Here is an 18,441-nt window from a genome sequence, read left to right as displayed (position 1 = left end):
ATGTGCCTAAGTCATTAACGGGAAAAGTGACCCGCAGAGAAGTTGCGAAAGCGGCAGGCACCTCAGTGGCAGTCGTCAGTTATGTCATTAACAACGGGCCGCGTCCGGTCGCTGAGGCCACCCGTCAGCGGGTACTTGAAGCGATTAAAGCGACGGGTTACCGGCCAAATGCCGCAGCACGCGCACTGGCATCCGGTAATACCAAGACCTTTGGATTGGTGGTGCCTAATATCGGCAATCCTTTTGTCGCCTCCATGGCGCACATGTTGCTGCAGGAGTCGATGAACCACGGTCACGTTATGCTGCTGGGAGATGCCGGTGATGACCGCAGGCGAGAACTGGAGTTAATTCAGGGACTGCTTAACCGTCAGGTGGATGGGCTGTTTTACAACAGCGTCGATCGCCATCCTTACATTGATTTGATTAAAGCCAGCGGTACGCCGCTGGTGATGCTGGAGCGGGTTGAGCCACAGCCGGGCGTTAACATGCTGCGGGTGAATGAACGTCAGGCCGCCTGGCAGGTAACGGCGCATCTGTTAAGTCACGGCTATCAGCAGGTCGGCATTATCAGCGGTCCGGTCGATATGCTCAATGCACAGGATCGCATCCAGGGCTGGCGTGATGCAATGCAGGATCGTGGCCTGCCCATTGATGAGTCGCTGATGTTTCCCGCCAGCTACACCCCTCAGGGTGGCTACGAGGCAGCGCAGGCTATGATCGCGCGGGGTTGTGTGCCGCGTGCACTGTTTACCAGTAACGAAGGTCAGGCGATTGGTGCGCTTCGCGCCTTTTCCGAACATCAGATTCGGGTGCCACAGGATGTGGCGCTGGTCTGCTTTAACGGAACCAATCACTCGTCATTTCATGTCCCGACATTAACGACTGTGCGCCAGCCACTGCGTGACATGGCCCGCTCTGCGATTCAGATGCTGAAAGAGGGAGAGAGCGAAGCGCAATTGAAGGAGTTTCCACACTATCTTGAAATCGGTGAATCCTGCGGTTGCCAGCCGCAAAGTCAGAGTTAATGTATAAAAAATATGAAAAGAATCATTATTGATTGCGATCCCGGCAACGGTATCGCGGGTGCCAACACCGATGATGGGCTGGCGATTGCGCTGGCATTAGCTTCACCTGCACTGTCGCTGGAATTAATCACTACCGTGGCGGGCAATACACCCAGCGACGTGGGCGCGCGCGTCGCCAAAGATCTGATTGTCCGGCTGGGATCGTCTGTTCCGGTCATCCAGGGTGCGACGCAGGCGTTACAGGAAGATCCTGCGCCGTGGCGTGAAACGCTGGATAATCGGGTCAATCAGCTTGCGCTGAGTGAGCTGTGGAAGGGCGTGCGTCAACCAGCAGATATTGCAGCGGATGCGTATGATGCCGCTGACGCGATGGGCAAACTGATTTGCGACAATCCGGGCGAAATTACCCTGGTGGCGATTGGTCCGCTGACGAATGTGGCGCTGGCAATGCAGCGCTATCCTGCCATGGCAGACTCTGTGGCAGAAATTGTCATCATGGGTGGCGTGTTTACGCTGGATGATTATATCAAAGACACCAATTTTGGCCTGGATCCGGAGGCTGCGCATCAGGTATTGCACAGCGGTGCCGCCGTGACGCTGGTGCCAATGGATGTCACCACGCAGACGCTGCTGACCCAGCAGGATCTCACCCGTCTTACTGCTGTCGATCATCCGCTGGCCGATTTTGTGCGAGACACGCTGCGTCCATGGATCAACTATTCCATGGAAACGCGTCAACTGGCGGGATGCTGGATCCACGATGCACTGGTTGTGGCCTGGCTGCTGAACCAGCGGGTCGCGTCTGGCATCGATTACCGTGTCGATATCGAGCTACGTCCCGGTGCAACGCGCGGTAAAAGCTGGCGTTATCGTCAGCCGCTACGGCTTGCTGTCGGCGTACCTGAGCACTGCGGCGCATGGGTTCATGTGCTGCACCGCGTCGATAACACGATGCTGTTGTCGATCATCGAAGAAGCCTTTAAGCGGCTGACTGCGATGGGCGATTAACTCACCCGCTTACTGGCGCGCCTGATAGGTTTGCATGATGCGGCAATGACCCTCAAAGGCTGATAAACGCTGTCAGGAGGTGTGCAGCATCAGGGCTGGATCAAGAGATGCAAAGCATTACATCGCTTCGCACACGTCGATCCAGCGGGCGTTGGTCAGCTCAGCCATCTGCTGTGGCGAGATGCGGACGGCACTGTGGATAGCGCCAGCGGCGGGTAACACTTCGTCGAAACTGCGCAGTGAGACATCACAGTAAACGGTCAGCGGATTCTCCAGACCGAACGGACAGACGCCGCCAACCGGATGGCCGGTCCAGTTAATAACCTCATCAACGCTCAGCATCCGCGCTTTTGCGCCTAGCGCGGCTTTCAGCTTGCGATTGTCCAGCCGGGCATCGCCGCGTGTCACAATCAGCACGACGTCGTTTTTCACTTTCAGTGACAGGGTTTTCGCAATCTCTCCTGGCGTCACGCCATGGGCGCGCGCAGCCATTCCGACCGTTGCAGTGCTTTCTGCCAGCTCGATAATTTCAATTTCAGGGGCGTGTTCGGCAAAGAACTGGCGCACGGACTCCAGACTCATCTTTCTCTCCAGGCTGATCGAAGGCGTAAAAATTGCCACAAGCCTCAGTGCCTGTAAACGAGATAAACGGAGAATTCGTGGTAATTACGTCTGTTTAGCTGCCGCTCAGGGTGCAATTGCCGCATTGTTCGACATCAGGAATGCGATACCGCTGGCAACAGCTGCGACGGACCAGTTCGCCATTACGCATGATCATGGTGCGGTAGAGCGGATTTTCGCTGCCATCCAGCAGTTTCTGGTTAAAGAATAGCGCCTGCTCCAGTTGCAGCACCAGCGTCTCATCGATCTGACTTTTCAGCTCACCCAGAAACCACTGCAATGAGTAGCCCATGTTGTTCCAGATGAGTCGGGCGTTGATATCACCATGCTGAGTAATACCATTAACCACCGGGATCAGATGCTGCTGAATCAGCCGATCAATGCGCTGCTGAGGGTTAAGATAGCGGGCTTCTTCATCCTCCTGCACATCAATCCAGAACGTGGCCGGATGACCATTCTCATGAAAACCGACACGAATATGCTCTGGTGAGCAGTCCAGCGCGCGCGACTCCTGTAACAACGCCATGATCATCGGGGGCAGCAGCAGGCCAAAATACCATTGCGCCCACAGAGAGAGCACCGGCTTTGCTTCACGAACCGCATCAGGATGATCGCGATAGAGATAATCGCTGTAGCGCTGGATAAGCTGGGCAAAAGCCTCTGATTGTGACCAGGCAACGAGTGTCTGCGTGTCGTGCGGAGCGGGCTGGCTGAATTTAACAGAATCAAGAAGATAACTACGCTGTTGCTGCAGCTGCTCGTGCAGACTTTCCGCCAGTGGACGGTCATTCTGCCGAAAGATCATCGACTGAGCGTTGAAACGCTGTTCCTGAGCTGAAACGGTTGCCATGACGACTCGCGAAAAGTGTAGATAAGAAAGCAAATGATAATCGTTATTGATTAACTCTACAAGTCGCGTAAAAAAACGTCGCTGCCATCGGGGATTGGGTGGGGAATGCGATCAGCGAACAAACCCGTCTGCGCAGTGCAGAACCGGCCATAGCGCGGCAATGTCAGGGTTATTACCAGCCGAGTTGTGCTTAATCAGGCAGGTTCAGTTAAGGTCTCATGCTGTTTTCGCGGAAGATCTTCCCAGGCAAGAATGGTATTCCGGCCCTGATTCTTAGCCACATATAATGCGCTGTCAGCATTGGCTACCGCCTGATCAAAATCATTATCGTAGATAGGCGCAATGCCGGCGCTGATGGTGACGTGGGTTGAAACAGTCTCATTAAAAAGATGGGGTATTTCTAAATCCAGCACATACTGACGGATGCGCTCTGCCAGTTTCATGGCGATGGAGCTGTTCACATTGGTCATTAACACCAGAAACTCTTCGCCGCCATAGCGGGTGACGACATCGCGTGAACGGACTGCATCCCGAATAGCCACAGAGACCCGCGCCAGTGCCTGATCACCCATCGCATGCCCATAATTATCGTTGTAGGCTTTGAAGTGATCGATATCCAGCAGCAGCACATAGTGGCTGCCAGCATGGTTTTCCAGAATATTGTCCAGTCGGTTCTTCAGGCCACGACGGTTATACAGTCCGGTCAGTGGGTCGAGCATGCTGAGGTCACTGAAGGTCTCTTTCTCTTCATAGAGTTGGTGCATCAGCCGCAGGGTAAAGTTGTCGGCACGGCGACGCATAAGATGCTGGAGTGAGAAACCAATCAGCGGCAGCATAATGGTCAGCAGAATCAGCGGCAGATGCTGCCCATTATCAAGCAGTAATACGGTGAGCACCGGTGGCGCGACATGAAGACAAAAAGCCCCCAGATAATCGCTCAGGGCGATGGCACTAATAAATAACACACTGATCAAACTGATAATAAGAAAGCCGCCATCAAAATAGAATACCTGATGAAAACGATAATTAATGTGCCAGGCCCAGAGCGCGCCCAGCACCAGCGCGACAGGATTTAAAAGGGGAAGTTTTACTTTAGACCATATTAAATGGGTAATTAACATTATGCCGCTAAAAGACGCGACACAAATTACCGGCAACGTGGTATCGATTTTCTCATTGCTCATTATTGGCAGCAGATAAAATAGCGAAACGGCGATATTTAAAAACAGAAAAAGCATCACTGAAAGCCGGTATTTACTCTGTTTCAGTTCTTCATATGATTGTAATTTCATTATAAATACTCGTGACGACCCTGAAATACCAAAGCGCAAGCCGGCATAAACAGGTTGTGCCAGACAGTGAGCAAATTATTGCTGGTGCTGTTATTAAAGGTGTTATCGGTCGCAATCTAGCATTTTCCAACTGGTCTGTCATCTTCGTTGCCAGGCGTGACAAAAACAGGCTGCAAGCAAAGCAAAACTGACATATGATAATGGGAATGCTTATCATTTGAGGTTTGCGTCATGGGAATAGCGATTATTGCGGCCTGCGGTTTGTGGGGCGTCAGTTGGGCGCTGGGTAAAAAACTGGATAGTGCGTGGGGCGTATTGTTGCCCTGCATCGCGCTGCCGCTGTTCGCATTATGGGAACCCAGCTTCAGCCAGTGGCGACTGGTGATGACAGTTGCGCTGCTGCTGACTGTCGTCATGCTATTTAACCAGCGTCTGCGTCACTATCTGTTATTGCCTTCGTGCCTGGCGTTAGCGGGCGGACTGGCGGCAGTCTCTGTGAATTTTCATCTGAGTTAATACAGGCGTAAAGCGGGTGTTCAGGGTGTCGCGACCGGGAAAGTGAATGCCACGCGAAAAAAACAAAACAGGAAAGGGATAAAGCGACGCTGCAACAATGCAGCTGAGACCAGCAGGAAAGCCAGAGGATGACAACGTTGGTGCGAAGAGAGGGACTTGAACCCTCACGTCCGTTAAGACACTAACACCTGAAGCTAGCGCGTCTACCAATTCCGCCACCTTCGCATCGAGTTGTCTGTTCATATCACCGCAATGGTGCGAAGAGAGGGACTTGAACCCTCACGTCCGTTAAGACACTAACACCTGAAGCTAGCGCGTCTACCAATTCCGCCACCTTCGCGCAGTGCTCGCGATATGAAACATGTGATTTTGGTGCGAAGAGAGGGACTTGAACCCTCACGTCCGTTAGGACACTAACACCTGAAGCTAGCGCGTCTACCAATTCCGCCACCTTCGCATACCCGTAACATCCTGAGAATGTTACAACCACGGAGGCGCATTCTAGAGATTTTACTCTTTGCGTCAACAACTATTTCGTCGGGCTGAAACGATCGCTGTAAAAAGCAACGTTTTCAGCCCGGCAACGCGATTAATGACGTTAAAAGCCCTTATCGTGTTTTGGCACCACGACCATAGACGGCGCGATAAACTTTAAAGCGGCCGGTCTGTGCGATGACTTCGTGGCTGCCGAAAGCTTCATCCAGCACCTGCGGATAAGGCAGGAACGTGTTCGCAACAATACGCAGTTCGCCACCGGTGTTCAGGTGCTTTACTGCTCCCCGGATCAGCGCCTGTGCGGCGTCGAGGCTGGTCTGGGTGCCTTCATGGAACGGCGGGTTAGAGATAATCATGTCGAAACGGCCGGTCACGTCAGAGAAGACGTTGCTGGCGAAAACTTCGCCCTCGATGCCATTGGCGGCCAGCGTCAATTTACTCGCTTCAATGGCTGCGGCATGCACGTCGCACAGCCACAGGCGTACTTTAGGCGAACGGGCAGGCAGTGAGGCGGCAATTACGCCTGCGCCACAGCCCATATCCAGCACTTTACCTTTAGTGTGCGGGGTAAAGGTCGACAGCAGCAGGGCGCTGCCGCTATCCAGACCGTCACGGCTGAAGACGCCAGGCAGAGTGTGAATGGTCAGACCTTCCAGCTGATACTGATGACCAAAGGTGCTGGCATCGAATGCAGGCTGTTTGTCGAGGCGACCATGATAGAGACCACAGCGACGCGCGCTGTCGATCTTCTCCAGCTTCACCCACGACTCCAGCATGCCTTCGGCACTGCGGACGCCGCTGCGGTTTTCACCCACCACGAACACGTCGCAGCCCACTGGCAGCATCGAGAGCAGGTTCTCCAGCTGGAACTGTACTTCCGGCTTATTTTTGGTCCAGAAGTAGACCAGGGTATCGCATCCCTGCACATCTTCCGGCTGCGCAACCATTCCGTAACGCGCCTGCTCGCCCATACGGCGGCTCAGGTTTTGCCAGTGATGATATTGCTGGGTGTGAACGCGGGATGAGGCGGTTTCCAGCTGAGCGGGCAGGTCATCCTGCAGATCGCCAGCAAATAAAACATGGCGGGCGGTAAATTCATCACTGTGGCGCAGAATGACTTCGCTGGCCGGGGTAAAAGCAGACATGTAGGGCTCCTGTAAGATCTGAGCGGGGATTATAGTGGTTTGTTGGCGCATGTTCGATGGGTTTGCTAGCATAGCGTCGCATTCAGCTAGCAGAACAGGTAACACCATGACGTCCAGGCGCGACTGGCTTTTACAGCAAATGGGAATTACGCAGTATCAGCTGCGCCGCCCGCGCGTGCTTCAGGGCGAAATTGCCGTCACGCTGGCACCGGACACGCAGTTAATTATTGTCGCTGACGCGCCACCCGGTCTGCATGAACCGCTGATGCGCGATGTGCTGCATACCCTCAATCTGCAACCCGCTCAGGTAATGACCGTGACGCCGGATCAGCTGCAGATGCTGCCGGAAACGCTGAACTGCGCGGGCTGGCTGCTCGGCGTAGAGAGCGAACAGACTTTTAATGGCGTGGCATTAACCAGCGCCTCTTTCAATGAACTGATCAGCAGCGGCGTCGCCAAACGCGCGCTCTGGCAACAGATGTGTAACCATGACAGCCATCTCTTTACTCACCCCTGACGACCTGGCGCAGGCCTTTGCCATTGAGCGTCGTAGCCACGCGTTTCCCTGGAGTGAAAAGACGTTTGCCAGCAATCAGGGCGAGCGCTTTATTAATTTACGTCTCGACGCCGACGGCAAAATGGTCGCCTTTGCCATTACTCAGGTGGTGCTGGACGAAGCCTCGCTGTTTAACATCGCGGTCGATCCTGACTTTCAGCGCCGGGGATATGGCCGCCAGCTGTTGCAGCATCTGATCGATGAGCTGATCAAACGCAACGTGCTGACGCTGTGGCTGGAAGTGCGGGCCTCGAACCTGCCCGCCATTGCGCTCTATGAGCAGCTTGGATTCAATCAGGTCAGTCGTCGCCCCAACTATTATCCCACCGCCAGCGGTCGTGAAGATGCCATTCTCATGGCCCTGACGCCGTAGTGGTGTTAAGGAGTTTTAATGATAGATAACTGGGACTGCATCCTGTTTGATGCGGATGATACCCTTTTCCATTTCGACGCCTATGCCGGTTTGCAGCGCCTGTTCGCCGGCTATGACGTGCAGTTCACCGACCAGGATTACAGCGATTATCAGGCGATCAACAAGCCGCTGTGGGTCGATTATCAGAACGGCGCCATCTCAGCGTTACAGTTGCAGACTCAGCGTTTCAACCACTGGAGCGAAAAGCTCAGCGTGGCACCAGAGACCCTCAACAGCGGCTTCCTCAGCGCGATGGGCGAGATCTGCACGCCGCTGCCGGGCGCGGTCAGCCTGATGAACCTGCTGCATGGCAAGGTAAAGATGGGGATCATCACCAACGGCTTTACCGCGCTGCAGCAGACGCGTCTGGAGCGCACCGGCTTCCGTGATTACTTCTCGGCGCTGGTAATCTCTGAGCAGGTTGGCGTGCCAAAACCGGCGGCCGCGATTTTTGACTACGCGCTGGAGCTGATGGGCAATCCGGATCGTGAGCGGGTGCTGATGGTGGGGGATACGCCAGAGTCAGACATTCTGGGCGGGATGAACGCGGGAGTGAAAACCTGCTGGCTCGATCATGGCACCCGACCGCTGCCAGAACATATTAAACCCACCTGGCAGGTTAAATCGCTGGGTGAGCTGGAAGCGTTGTTGATTGGCTAACGGAACACGCCTCGCAAATCCACATTTTTCCACTAAAAAGGCCCGCATTGCGTGCTTTCAGACTGCTGAAAAATTCAAATCAAGGCACATCTGGCAACGATGGATTAGCTCAATACGCAGGGAACCGGGTCAGGGGAGGAAAGCGTCCCGCGCCATGGAGGGCGCGGGCCGAGCGGGCCAGGGATTGGCGTAAGCGACTTTCCGATCTGACCCGCTTTCCTGCGCAGGCTCGGTCTCACAGCGATCAGGCCAGGGTTTGTCAGCAGTCTGAGGCCCACACAGCGGGCCTTTCTCGTTTTATCTTTACCGCAGCGCAGAACACTACTCTTTCTTCTCGTCGTCCTCATCCCGGTCCTCTTTCACCGGGGTGCTGGCGGTAAGCAGGAACGGCGACTGCTGCCAGCGGGTGCGGCGATGGCGCAGCAGGGTGCGGGAGAGAATAATGCCGATCGCCAGTGCCAGCAGCATCATCAGACGCAGAATATTGGTGGTGTTATCGACCTGATGCGAGTCGGTGACCAGCACGTGGGTATCCAGCGTCACGCGCAGGAAGCCCAGCGGGCCATCGCTCCCGGCCAGCGGCTGCACAATCTGATGGTTGAAATAGCTGCCTGCGCGCTGACCATCGAGCGCCAGCCGATCACGCACATTAATATTTTCACCGCTGTGCGCCACCAGACTGCCGTCGCCGTCATACACCGACGCATCCAGAATACGACTGTTAGCCGTCATCTGGTTAAGAATGGCTTCTATCTGAGTGCGGTTATTTTCACTGTTGTCCATCAACGGCTTAAGACTAAACGCCACCTGGCTGGTCAGTGTATGTGCCAGCTCCTCGACCTGTTCAGAACGCGCCGCCTGATGACCAAGACTGAACCATGATGCGCCCTGCATCAGCACAACCAGCAGCGCCATGGAGATCAGAACGATCACGGTCCGATGTAAGCGAAATTTCAGTGCGGTTTTAGCCATTACTCATCCGGGTCATATCACAACAGAAAGCCTGGAGATTATGTTGCCAGAAGCGGCGCAGACAAGGTAGCCTCTTGCGTGGTTTTGTTGTCCCTACAGGAGCTCTGATGCCAAATCGTTTAACCTGGTGCGATCTTCCCGCCGATGTTTCCCTCTGGCCGGGTTTGCCCCTTTCTCTTAGCGGTGATGAAGTGATGCCGCTGGATTATCGCGCTGGCCGCACCGGCTGGCTGCTGTATGGCCGCGGGCTGGACAAGCAACGGCTCACCGATTACCAGCACCAGCTGGGTGCCGCGATGGTGATCGTCAGTGCCTGGAATGTCGATGAGTATCAGGTGATTCGTCTGGCAGGATCGCTGACGCCGTTTGCCAGCAAGCTGGCGCACGATGCCGGGCTGGATGTTGCGCCGCTGGGCAAAATCCCGCATCTCAAGACGCCAGGCCTGCTGGTGATGGATATGGACTCGACCGCGATTCAGATCGAGTGCATCGATGAGATTGCAAAACTGGCGGGCTGCGGCGAGCAGGTGGCGGAAGTCACGGAGCGTGCGATGCGCGGCGAACTCGACTTCACCGCCAGCCTGCGTCAGCGCGTCGCCACGCTGCAGGGCGCAGATGCCAATATCCTGAAACAGGTGCGTGATGCTCTGCCATTAATGCCAGGCTTAACGACGCTGACGCAGAAGCTGCAGGCGCTGGGCTGGCAGATTGCTATCGCTTCTGGCGGCTTTACCTATTACGCTGAATACCTGCGCGACAAGCTGCATCTGTCGGCGGTGGTGGCCAATGAACTCGAAATTCGCGACGGCAAACTGACCGGCAACGTGCTGGGTCCGATTGTCGACGCACAATACAAAGCCGATACCCTGAAGAAGCTGGCGGAGCGTTTTAATATCGCGCCGGAACAGACGGTGGCGATCGGCGATGGTGCCAATGACCTGCTGATGATCAAAGCCTCAGCGCTGGGCATTGCGTTCCATGCTAAACCTAAGGTGAATGAGCAGACCGCGGTCACCATTCGCCATGCCGATTTAATGGGGGTGTTCTGCATCCTTACCGGCAGCCTGATCCACGAAGAGCGTTAACTGAGGTATTGATTTGGCCAAAGCGGCAAAACGCGCATTTGTCTGTAACGAATGTGGCGCAGATTACCCACGCTGGCAGGGCCAATGCAGCGCCTGTCACGCCTGGAACACCATCACCGAGGTGCGCATTGCTGCCTCGCCTGCTGCTGCGCGTAACGAGCGCCTGAGTGGCTATGCCGGCAGCGCCGGAACCAGCCGGGTGCAGAAGCTCTCTGAAATCAGCCTGGAGGCGTTACCGCGCTTCTCGACCAGCTTCAAAGAGTTTGACCGGGTGCTGGGCGGCGGGGTGGTGCCGGGCAGCGCCATTCTGATTGGCGGCAGTCCTGGTGCGGGGAAATCCACGCTGCTGCTGCAGGTGATGTGCCGGTTGTCTGAGGGGATGAAAACCCTGTACGTCACCGGTGAAGAGTCACTGCAACAGGTTGCGATGCGCGCCCATCGTCTGGGATTACCCACCGAAAATGTCAATATGCTGTCGGAAACCAGCATTGAGCAGATCTGCCTCATCGCCGAACAGGAGCAGCCGCAACTGATGGTGATCGACTCGATCCAGGTGATGCACATGGCGGAGATCCAGTCATCACCCGGCAGCGTCGCGCAGGTGCGCGAAACCGCCGCTTACCTGACGCGCTTCGCTAAAACGCGCGGCGTCGCGATCATCATGGTCGGTCACGTGACTAAAGATGGCTCACTGGCCGGGCCGAAAGTGCTGGAGCACTGTATCGACTGTTCGGTGCTGCTGGATGGCGATGCCGACTCCCGTTTCCGCACCCTTCGCAGCCATAAAAACCGCTTCGGTGCGGTCAATGAGCTGGGGGTGTTTGCCATGACAGAGCAGGGCATGCGTGAAGTCAGCAACCCGTCCGCTATCTTCCTGTCACGGGGCGAAGAGGTTACCTCTGGCAGCTCGGTGATGGTGCTGTGGGAAGGCACGCGTCCACTGCTGGTGGAGATTCAGGCGCTGGTCGATCACTCTATGATGGGCAACCCACGCCGCGTTGCGGTGGGTCTGGAGCAGAACCGCCTGGCGATACTGCTGGCCGTTTTACATCGTCATGGCGGATTGCAGATGGCGGATCAGGATGTATTCGTCAACGTGGTTGGTGGTGTTAAAGTCACCGAAACCAGTGCGGACCTGGCGCTGATGCTGTCGATGGTGTCGAGCCTGCGCGATCGTCCGTTGCCGCAGGATCTGGTGATCTTCGGCGAAGTGGGACTGGCCGGTGAGATCCGTCCGGTGCCCAGCGGTCAGGAGCGCATCTCTGAAGCGGCGAAGCATGGGTTCAAACGCGCCATTGTACCGGCAGGGAATGCACCGAAAAAACCGATTGCCGGGATGCAGGTTTTCAGCGCGAAGAAGCTGGCCGATGCGCTGGCGATTCTGGACGATCTGTAATGCGCCTGCGGCCTGCCAGCCGGCGTCGCGGGCAGGCCGCTCCCACCTTAACCGCATTGATGCAGGAGGCACGACATGTCGTCGTTTGATTATCTGAAAACGGCTATTCGCCAGCAGGGCCATACGCTGCAACAGGTCGCTGATGCCAGCGGCATGACCAAAGGCTATCTGAGCCAGTTGCTCAATGCCAAAATCAAAAGCCCCAGCGCGCAAAAACTGGAGGCGCTTCACCGATTCCTGGGCCTTGAATTTCCGCGCCGCGATAAAACGGTGGGCGTGGTATTTGGTAAGTTTTATCCGCTGCACACCGGCCATATCTATCTGATTCAGCGCGCCTGCAGTCAGGTGGATGAGCTGCATATCATTATGGGTTATGACGAGCCGCGTGACCGTGAACTGTTTGAGAACAGCGCGATGTCACAGCAGCCTACGGTCAGCGATCGCCTGCGCTGGCTGCTGCAGACCTTTAAGTATCAGAAAAATATCCGCATCCACGCCTTTGATGAGGAGGGGATTGAACCCTATCCGCATGGCTGGGATGTCTGGAGCAAGGGCGTCAGCGCGTTTCTGAGCGAGCACGGCATTGCACCTGATTGCATCTACACCAGTGAAGCGCCCGATGCGGAGATGTATCAGCAGCACCTTGGCATTCAGACCGTGCTGGTCGATCCCAACCGATCCTTTATGAGCATCAGTGGCGCGCAGATTCGTCAGGATCCGTTCCGCTTCTGGGATTACATTCCTACGGAAGTGAAGCCGTTCTTTGTGCGCACCGTGGCGATTCTCGGCGGCGAGTCGAGCGGTAAATCGACGCTGGTGAATAAGCTCGCCAACATCTTTAACACCACCAGCGCCTGGGAATATGGCCGCGACTATGTCTTCTCCCATCTGGGCGGTGACGAAATGGCGCTGCAATATTCCGATTACGACAAGATCGCGCTGGGTCAGGCACAGTACATCGATTTTGCCGTTAAATACGCCAACAAAGTGGCGTTTATCGACACCGATTTTGTGACCACGCAGGCATTCTGTCTGAAGTATGAAGGGCGCGAACATCCCTTTGTGCAGGCACTGATCGATGAATACCGTTTTGATCTGGTGATTCTGTTAGAGAATAACGTGCCCTGGGTCGCAGATGGACTGCGCAGTCTGGGCAGTTCCGTGGATCGGCGGGAGTTTCAGTCGATGCTGGTGACAATGTTGCGTGAAAACAACATCGAATTCCTGCACGTGCAGGAAGATGATTATGACGCGCGGTTCCTGCGCTGCATTGAGCTGGTCAAAGCGATGCTGGGCGAGAAAAACGCCCAGCCGTAACGCCAGCTGTGACCCGGTCTGCCGCACGGCAGCCGGGTCAGCGCATTAATAGACCATGACCACTTTGCCGCGCATGTGGCCTTCCAGCACGCGCTGATGGGCGGCAGTTAACGTCTCAACGCTTAAGCCGTGCAGCGTTTCGCTCAGCGTGGTTTGCAGTTTACCTTCATCCAGCAATGCCGATACCGCATCCAGAATCTCGCCCTGACGCGCCATATCCGGGGTATTAAACATGCTGCGAGTGTACATCAGCTCGAAATGCAGTGCCGCACTCTTCAGCTTCAGTTGATCCATCGACAGCGGATGTTCGTTTTCCACGATGGTGCAGATATGACCCTGTGGTGCGATCAGCTTCGCCATCGTCTCCCAGTGACCGTCGGTATCGTTCAGGCAGAAAATATAATCAACCTGCTTAATGCCCTGTTTCTCCAGCTCACCGATCATATCTTTGTAATTGATCACCACATCGGCTCCGCGATCGCGGCACCACTGGGCGGAATCTTCACGCGAGGCAGTCGCAATGATCTTCACTTTGCTGCGCAGCTTCGCCAGGGGGATCGCCAGTGATCCAACACCACCTGCGCCGCCAACGATCAGCAGAGTCTGATCTTCCGATGCCGTCTCCAGGTTCAGTCGTTCAAATAAACCTTCCCATGCGGTCAGGGCCGTCAGTGGGATCGCGGCAGACTGTGCCCAGTCCAGACTCTCTGGCTTATGGCCGGTGATGCGTGAGTCCACCAGCTGCTCAGTGCTGTTGCTGCCTGGACGGGTCAGATCGCCGGCGTAGAAGACTTCATCGCCAGGCTTAAAGTTGCTGACTGAGCTGCCCACTTCCAGCACAACGCCGCTGGCATCCCAGCCCAGGATACGTGGCTGCTGTAAGCCGTTCTTCTTCGCCCCTTTGTGCACCTTGGTATCAACCGGGTTGACCGAGGCGGCTTTGACCTCGACACGCAGGTCATACTCGCCTGGCGTGGGGGTTTCAGGGAAAATTTCAGTAAAGTGTTCAGGATTTTCGGGATTAATTGCGATAGCGCGAATAGACATAACGTTTTCCTGTGTAGTTAAGCAAAGAGTCTGGCTCTTTTCTCTGACAGCCTGGTCGGGAGCCGGTGTACATACTCTTTATGGCAAGACCAGCTGTAATGATGAAGACAGGCCTTAAGTGTAGAACCTGATTTTAACGGTGATAAGATGGACAATCTTTCATAGAGTGTTCGTCTGAGGTGAACAATGGCATTTCGTCAGTGGCAGGACATGGCGCTGTTTGCGCTGGTGGCGGAGTGCGGCAGCTTTACCGGCGCGGCAGAACGCGCAGGCCTGCCTAAATCCAGTGTCAGTCAGCGTATCAGCCAGCTGGAGCAGCGGCTGGGGATTCGTTTGCTGAATCGCACCACCCGCCAGCTCAATCTGACTTTTGCCGGTGAGCGCTATCTGCTGCATTGTCAGGAGATGATGCAGGCCAGTGAACGCGCCGATCAGGCTATCGCCAGCCTGCGTGAAAACCCCAGCGGGCGTCTGCGCATCACCAGTCCGGCGGGCATTGGGGCCACACTGCTGGCGCGCTGTAATGCAGCGTTTTTGCGTCTCTATCCTGATGTGACGCTGGATGTCTCGATTTCCGATGAGATGCGGGATCTGGTACAGGAGGGCTTTGATGTGGCGCTGCGCACCGGTCAGCCGCAGGAGTCCTCGCTGATTGGCCGCCGGATAGGCAACTGCCCACGACTGCTGGTGGCTTCGCAGCACTATCTTAATCAGCACCCGCCGCTGCTTCACCCGCAGCAGCTGTCAGCTCACCGCTGTATCGCGCATCGCGCATGGAATGAATGGGTATTGCAGCGTGATGGCGCGTTCTACCGCTGGCTGCTGCCGCCTGGCCATCTCACCGACAATTTACTCTATGCGCGCGAATCGGCGCTGGGCGATGCAGGCATTACGCTGCTGCCGCACTTTCTGACCGATGGGGCGATGGCGGATCCCCGGCTGGTGCCGGTGCTGCCGGAATGGGAAGTCGAGGGAAATGAGCTGTGGCTGGTCTATCCGGGCCGTAAACTGAATTCGCCTGCGCTGGCGCGCTTTATTGAGTTTGCGCTGCAGTCACCGGTGTTCAGAGAGTTTTATCGCTGAGTGAACCATCAAAAAGGGCGGCATCGCTGCCGCCCGTTTATTCGATTACTTCGTCATACGCTTGTACTTGATGCGCTTCGGCTCCAGTGCGTCGGCGCCGAGAGTACGCTTCTTGTACTCTTCATATTCGGTAAAGTTACCTTCGAAGAATTCGATATTACCCTCATCCTGGTAATCCAGGATGTGCGTCGCGATACGGTCCAGGAACCAGCGGTCATGCGAGATGACCATGGCACAGCCCGGGAACTCCAGCAGGGCGTTTTCCAGCGCGCGCAGGGTTTCGATATCCAGGTCGTTGGTCGGTTCATCGAGCAGCAACATGTTGCCGCCAACCTGCAGCAGTTTCGCGAGGTGCAGACGACCACGCTCACCACCCGACAGTTCGCCAACGCGTTTGCCCTGATCGACGCCTTTAAAGTTAAAGCGGCCAACATAGGCGCGGCTTGGCATCTCGGTGTTACCGATACGCATGATGTCCTGACCACCGGAAACTTCTTCCCAGACGGTTTTGGAGTTATCCATGCTGTCGCGGAACTGATCGACGGACGCCAGTTTCACCGTCTCGCCCAGCACAATGCTGCCGGAATCAGGCTGTTCCTGACCGGACATCATGCGGAACAGCGTCGATTTACCCGCGCCGTTAGGACCGATAATCCCGACAATTGCCCCTTTCGGTACTGAGAACGAGAGATCGTCAATCAGCACACGGTCGCCATATGACTTACGCAGATTGCTGACTTCCAGCACTTTGTCACCCAGACGGGCACCTGGCGGAATAAACAGTTCGTTGGTTTCGTTACGCTTCTGGTAGTCCGTGTTGTTCAGCTCTTCAAAGCGAGCCAGACGGGCTTTGCCTTTAGACTGCTGGCCTTTTGGCCCTTTGCGCACCCACTCCAGCTCTTTCTCAATCGACTTACGACGCGCGGCTTCAGAAGAAGCTTCCTGAGCCAGACGCGCATCTTTCTGCTCCAGCCAGGAGGAGTAGTTGCCTTCCCACGGAATACCTTCACCGCGGTCAAGTTCCAGAATCCAGCCTGCCACGTTATCCAGGAAGTAACGGTCATGCGTAATCGCGACCACAGTGCCTTCGAAGTCATGCAGGAAGCGCTCCAGCCAGGCGACAGATTCGGCGTCCAGGTGGTTCGTCGGTTCGTCCAGCAGCAGCATGTCTGGTTTTTCCAGCAGCAGGCGGCAGAGGGCGACGCGGCGACGTTCACCACCGGAAAGGGTGGCGATCTTCGCGTCCCAGTCTGGCAGGCGCAGCGCATCGGCAGCACGTTCCAGTTGGGTATTCAGGTTGTGACCATCGTGCGCCTGGATGATCTCTTCAAGACGGCCCTGCTCAGCGGCCAGCTTGTCGAAGTCTGCATCCTCTTCGGCATAGAGCGCATAAACTTCGTCGAGACGTTTCAGTGCGCCAACTACTTCTGACAGCGCTTCTTCAACCGACTCGCGCACGGTGTGTTCAAGGTTAAGCTGCGGCTCCTGCGGCAGGTAGCCAATCTTGATGCCTGGCTGCGGACGCGCTTCCCCTTCGATATCTTTATCGATGCCGGCCATGATGCGCAGCAGGGTAGATTTACCCGCGCCATTCAGGCCGAGTACGCCGATTTTTGCGCCGGGGAAGAAGCTGAGCGAGATGTTTTTCAGGATATGTCGCTTCGGCGGAACCACTTTGCCGACGCGATGCATGCTATAGACGAATTGAGCCACGTTGGATTGAGCCTCTGGGTCTGTTGGTCGTTGGAATGATGTCGAAGTTTAGCCTTTTTCACCGTTTAATCCCAGCCGGGGGGCGGCGAATAATGCCCTGAGGGCGGTGATGCCGGACAACGTATGAAATAACTGTCTGATTTCCGCGCGTAATCGCTGAAATGACGGCAGAGGCAGGCTCAGGGCAGGCGAAGCGGTATCGCCTGCTGCGCCAGCCAGTTCTGTAACGCCTGATCGGGTGCGCTGTCACTCACCAGCAGGTCAAAACGCTGCAGCCCGGCAATGCGGGCAGGCAGCACCTTGCCATATTTACTGCTGTCAGCCACCAGTACCGACGTTCGGGCACGCAGCATGGCGTGATGTTTCATCATCAGTTCATTGGTGTTGTAGCAGGTCGCCCCCTGATCTTTGTCGATACCCGCCGCAGAGATCAAAGCCAGCGTCGGACAAAGATCGTCCAGGATGGTGTGTACGCCAATCGGTGTAAACAGAGCGTTGTCAGCATGAAATTCACCGCCGCTGAGAATAACGTTACAGCCAGGTTTCTCTTTCAGCGTCAGAAAGGTGTTCATAGCACAGCAGATGGCAGTGAACGACAGCGTGTCGGGAATCGCATCAACGATATAGGGCAGGGTAGTGCCGCAATCGAAAAAGACCGTATCGTTTTCGTTAATCAGGCTGGCCGCCGCCTGCGCCAGTCGCTGCTTTCTGGCCGCATTCTGCCCATGCTGATCGCTGACAAAATAGTGGCCGGTATGACTTTTTGGGTCGCTGACAATGTAGCCGCCCAGTAACACCACGCTGGAGCCCGGTTCGGTTAAATCGCGGCGAACCGTCATCTCTGAGACACCCAGCAGCTGGGCCGCGTCTTTGAGATGCAGTTTATCGGTGCGTTTAAGCGCCTGTGTCAGCTTGTGAATGCGTTCGTCGCGCCGGGTTTCCATGGTCATCTCTGTTTACCTATCCTGCAATGCGGAGGAAAGACGCCGGAACCGACGTCAATACGCGACAAACCTCACAGATTTTAATGAGTTGCGTCTCATCCGCCAGGCTGGCAACCAATCTTACCCGCATTCTGAAAGGCCCGCAAACCTCCGCTGTGCGGTGACTACCGCTCATCGCCGCAGGCGTTCACATTGCTCAGCCAGCAGGCTCAATGATGTTATTTTGTTATAATAGTAACACTTAAAATCCCGCTCCCTGTCGCATATTGTCGATTTTGCGCACTCATGTTGTGGTTTTTGTCAC

Annotated in this window: 18 protein-coding genes and 3 tRNA genes; 10 read left to right on the top strand and 11 right to left on the bottom strand. The window is 55.7% G+C overall.

From position 1 onward, the window contains the following. The first annotated feature begins 2 nt into the window (after positions 1-2). Together Q7C21_RS05900 and Q7C21_RS05895 are read left to right on the top strand one after the other, a co-directional pair. Positions 3-1,025: a LacI family DNA-binding transcriptional regulator gene (locus Q7C21_RS05900; protein WP_003850877.1), complete on the top strand. Its 1,023-nt coding sequence runs from the start codon at positions 3-5 to the stop codon at positions 1,023-1,025. Positions 1,026-1,037: 12 nt separating this feature from the next. Next, positions 1,038-2,033, top strand: coding sequence for a nucleoside hydrolase (locus Q7C21_RS05895; protein ID WP_375150499.1), 996 nt, complete (start codon positions 1,038-1,040; stop codon positions 2,031-2,033). Positions 2,034-2,150: 117 nt separating this feature from the next. On the opposite strand, the gene Q7C21_RS05890 is transcribed toward Q7C21_RS05895, so the two are convergent. From Q7C21_RS05890 to Q7C21_RS05880, 3 genes are all read right to left on the bottom strand, one after another. Next, entirely contained in the window at positions 2,151-2,615 is a 465-nt protein-coding gene (locus tag Q7C21_RS05890; RefSeq protein ID WP_008925525.1) for a YbaK/EbsC family protein, read from the bottom strand. 94 nt (positions 2,616-2,709) lie between these two features. Next, positions 2,710-3,504: a siderophore-iron reductase FhuF gene (gene fhuF / locus Q7C21_RS05885; RefSeq protein WP_375150498.1), complete on the bottom strand. Its 795-nt coding sequence runs from the start codon at positions 3,502-3,504 to the stop codon at positions 2,710-2,712. Between the two features lie 194 nt (positions 3,505-3,698). Further along, positions 3,699-4,796 carry a diguanylate cyclase gene (locus Q7C21_RS05880; RefSeq protein ID WP_283543990.1) on the bottom strand — a complete coding sequence of 366 codons (1,098 nt, stop codon included), beginning with the start codon at positions 4,794-4,796 and terminating at the stop codon, positions 3,699-3,701. Positions 4,797-5,027: 231 nt separating this feature from the next. Here Q7C21_RS05880 and Q7C21_RS05875 point away from each other — a divergent pair, with 231 nt between their 5' ends. Further along, the gene (locus Q7C21_RS05875; protein ID WP_003850867.1) at positions 5,028-5,312 is read left to right on the top strand and encodes a DUF1435 domain-containing protein; all 285 of its coding nucleotides are present in this window, start codon (positions 5,028-5,030) and stop codon (positions 5,310-5,312) included. 138 nt (positions 5,313-5,450) lie between these two features. On the opposite strand, the gene Q7C21_RS05870 is transcribed toward Q7C21_RS05875, so the two are convergent. The 4 genes from Q7C21_RS05870 to rsmC all read right to left on the bottom strand — a co-directional run bounded on the left by Q7C21_RS05870 (position 5,451) and on the right by rsmC (position 6,952). Continuing rightward, positions 5,451-5,537, bottom strand: a tRNA-Leu gene (locus tag Q7C21_RS05870). 28 nt (positions 5,538-5,565) lie between these two features. Beyond that, a tRNA-Leu gene (locus tag Q7C21_RS05865) sits at positions 5,566-5,652 on the bottom strand. Positions 5,653-5,682: 30 nt separating this feature from the next. After that, positions 5,683-5,769: transfer RNA gene (locus tag Q7C21_RS05860), tRNA-Leu, on the bottom strand. A gap of 151 nt (positions 5,770-5,920) precedes the next feature. After that, positions 5,921-6,952 carry a 16S rRNA (guanine(1207)-N(2))-methyltransferase RsmC gene (rsmC, locus tag Q7C21_RS05855; RefSeq protein WP_375150497.1) on the bottom strand — a complete coding sequence of 344 codons (1,032 nt, stop codon included), beginning with the start codon at positions 6,950-6,952 and terminating at the stop codon, positions 5,921-5,923. A gap of 106 nt (positions 6,953-7,058) precedes the next feature. On the opposite strand from rsmC, the gene Q7C21_RS05850 reads away from it, so the two are divergent. The 3 genes from Q7C21_RS05850 to yjjG are packed head-to-tail and all read left to right on the top strand — an operon-like array spanning position 7,059 to position 8,580. Next, positions 7,059-7,469, top strand: coding sequence for a DNA polymerase III subunit psi (locus Q7C21_RS05850; protein WP_003850863.1), 411 nt, complete (start codon positions 7,059-7,061; stop codon positions 7,467-7,469). Further along, positions 7,441-7,881 carry a ribosomal protein S18-alanine N-acetyltransferase gene (gene rimI / locus Q7C21_RS05845; RefSeq protein WP_003850861.1) on the top strand — a complete coding sequence of 147 codons (441 nt, stop codon included), beginning with the start codon at positions 7,441-7,443 and terminating at the stop codon, positions 7,879-7,881. Before Q7C21_RS05850 ends, rimI begins: the two co-directional genes overlap by 29 nt. An 18-nt stretch (positions 7,882-7,899) precedes the next feature. Beyond that, on the top strand, positions 7,900-8,580 hold the full coding sequence (gene yjjG / locus Q7C21_RS05840; RefSeq protein WP_375150496.1) for a pyrimidine 5'-nucleotidase: 681 nt from the start codon (positions 7,900-7,902) through the stop codon (positions 8,578-8,580). Between the two features lie 321 nt (positions 8,581-8,901). Here yjjG and Q7C21_RS05835 read toward each other — a convergent pair whose 3' ends face one another. Further along, positions 8,902-9,552 carry a YtjB family periplasmic protein gene (locus tag Q7C21_RS05835; RefSeq protein ID WP_008925530.1) on the bottom strand — a complete coding sequence of 217 codons (651 nt, stop codon included), beginning with the start codon at positions 9,550-9,552 and terminating at the stop codon, positions 8,902-8,904. Positions 9,553-9,659: 107 nt separating this feature from the next. On the opposite strand from Q7C21_RS05835, the gene serB reads away from it, so the two are divergent. The 3 genes from serB to nadR all read left to right on the top strand — a co-directional run bounded on the left by serB (position 9,660) and on the right by nadR (position 13,350). Then, positions 9,660-10,637 (top strand): phosphoserine phosphatase, encoded by a 978-nt coding sequence (serB, locus tag Q7C21_RS05830; protein ID WP_078804764.1) that lies wholly within the window; start codon positions 9,660-9,662, stop codon positions 10,635-10,637. A gap of 13 nt (positions 10,638-10,650) precedes the next feature. Next, a complete protein-coding gene (gene radA / locus Q7C21_RS05825; RefSeq protein WP_003854897.1) occupies positions 10,651-12,033 on the top strand; it encodes a DNA repair protein RadA in 1,383 nt (460 codons plus the stop codon). A gap of 75 nt (positions 12,034-12,108) precedes the next feature. Further along, the gene (nadR, locus tag Q7C21_RS05820) at positions 12,109-13,350 is read left to right on the top strand and encodes a multifunctional transcriptional regulator/nicotinamide-nucleotide adenylyltransferase/ribosylnicotinamide kinase NadR (protein WP_008925532.1); all 1,242 of its coding nucleotides are present in this window, start codon (positions 12,109-12,111) and stop codon (positions 13,348-13,350) included. 45 nt (positions 13,351-13,395) lie between these two features. On the opposite strand, the gene Q7C21_RS05815 is transcribed toward nadR, so the two are convergent. Beyond that, a complete protein-coding gene (locus tag Q7C21_RS05815; RefSeq protein ID WP_003854895.1) occupies positions 13,396-14,397 on the bottom strand; it encodes a zinc-binding alcohol dehydrogenase family protein in 1,002 nt (333 codons plus the stop codon). Between the two features lie 186 nt (positions 14,398-14,583). Here Q7C21_RS05815 and Q7C21_RS05810 point away from each other — a divergent pair, with 186 nt between their 5' ends. Then, complete coding sequence (locus tag Q7C21_RS05810; RefSeq protein ID WP_003854894.1) at positions 14,584-15,480, top strand: LysR family transcriptional regulator; 897 nt, start codon at positions 14,584-14,586, stop codon at positions 15,478-15,480. Between the two features lie 45 nt (positions 15,481-15,525). Here Q7C21_RS05810 and ettA read toward each other — a convergent pair whose 3' ends face one another. Together ettA and deoR are read right to left on the bottom strand one after the other, a co-directional pair. Then, positions 15,526-17,193 (bottom strand): energy-dependent translational throttle protein EttA, encoded by a 1,668-nt coding sequence (gene ettA, locus Q7C21_RS05805; protein WP_008925533.1) that lies wholly within the window; start codon positions 17,191-17,193, stop codon positions 15,526-15,528. A 179-nt stretch (positions 17,194-17,372) separates the two neighbouring features. After that, the gene (gene deoR, locus Q7C21_RS05800; RefSeq protein ID WP_033743124.1) at positions 17,373-18,137 is read right to left on the bottom strand and encodes a DNA-binding transcriptional repressor DeoR; all 765 of its coding nucleotides are present in this window, start codon (positions 18,135-18,137) and stop codon (positions 17,373-17,375) included. Between the last annotated feature and the right edge of the window lie 304 nt (positions 18,138-18,441).

The organism is Pantoea sp. ANP04 (genome assembly GCF_041982285.1).
GTDB lineage: Bacteria > Pseudomonadota > Gammaproteobacteria > Enterobacterales > Enterobacteriaceae > Pantoea > Pantoea eucalypti.
This window is presented reverse-complemented; position numbering and strand designations above follow the sequence as displayed.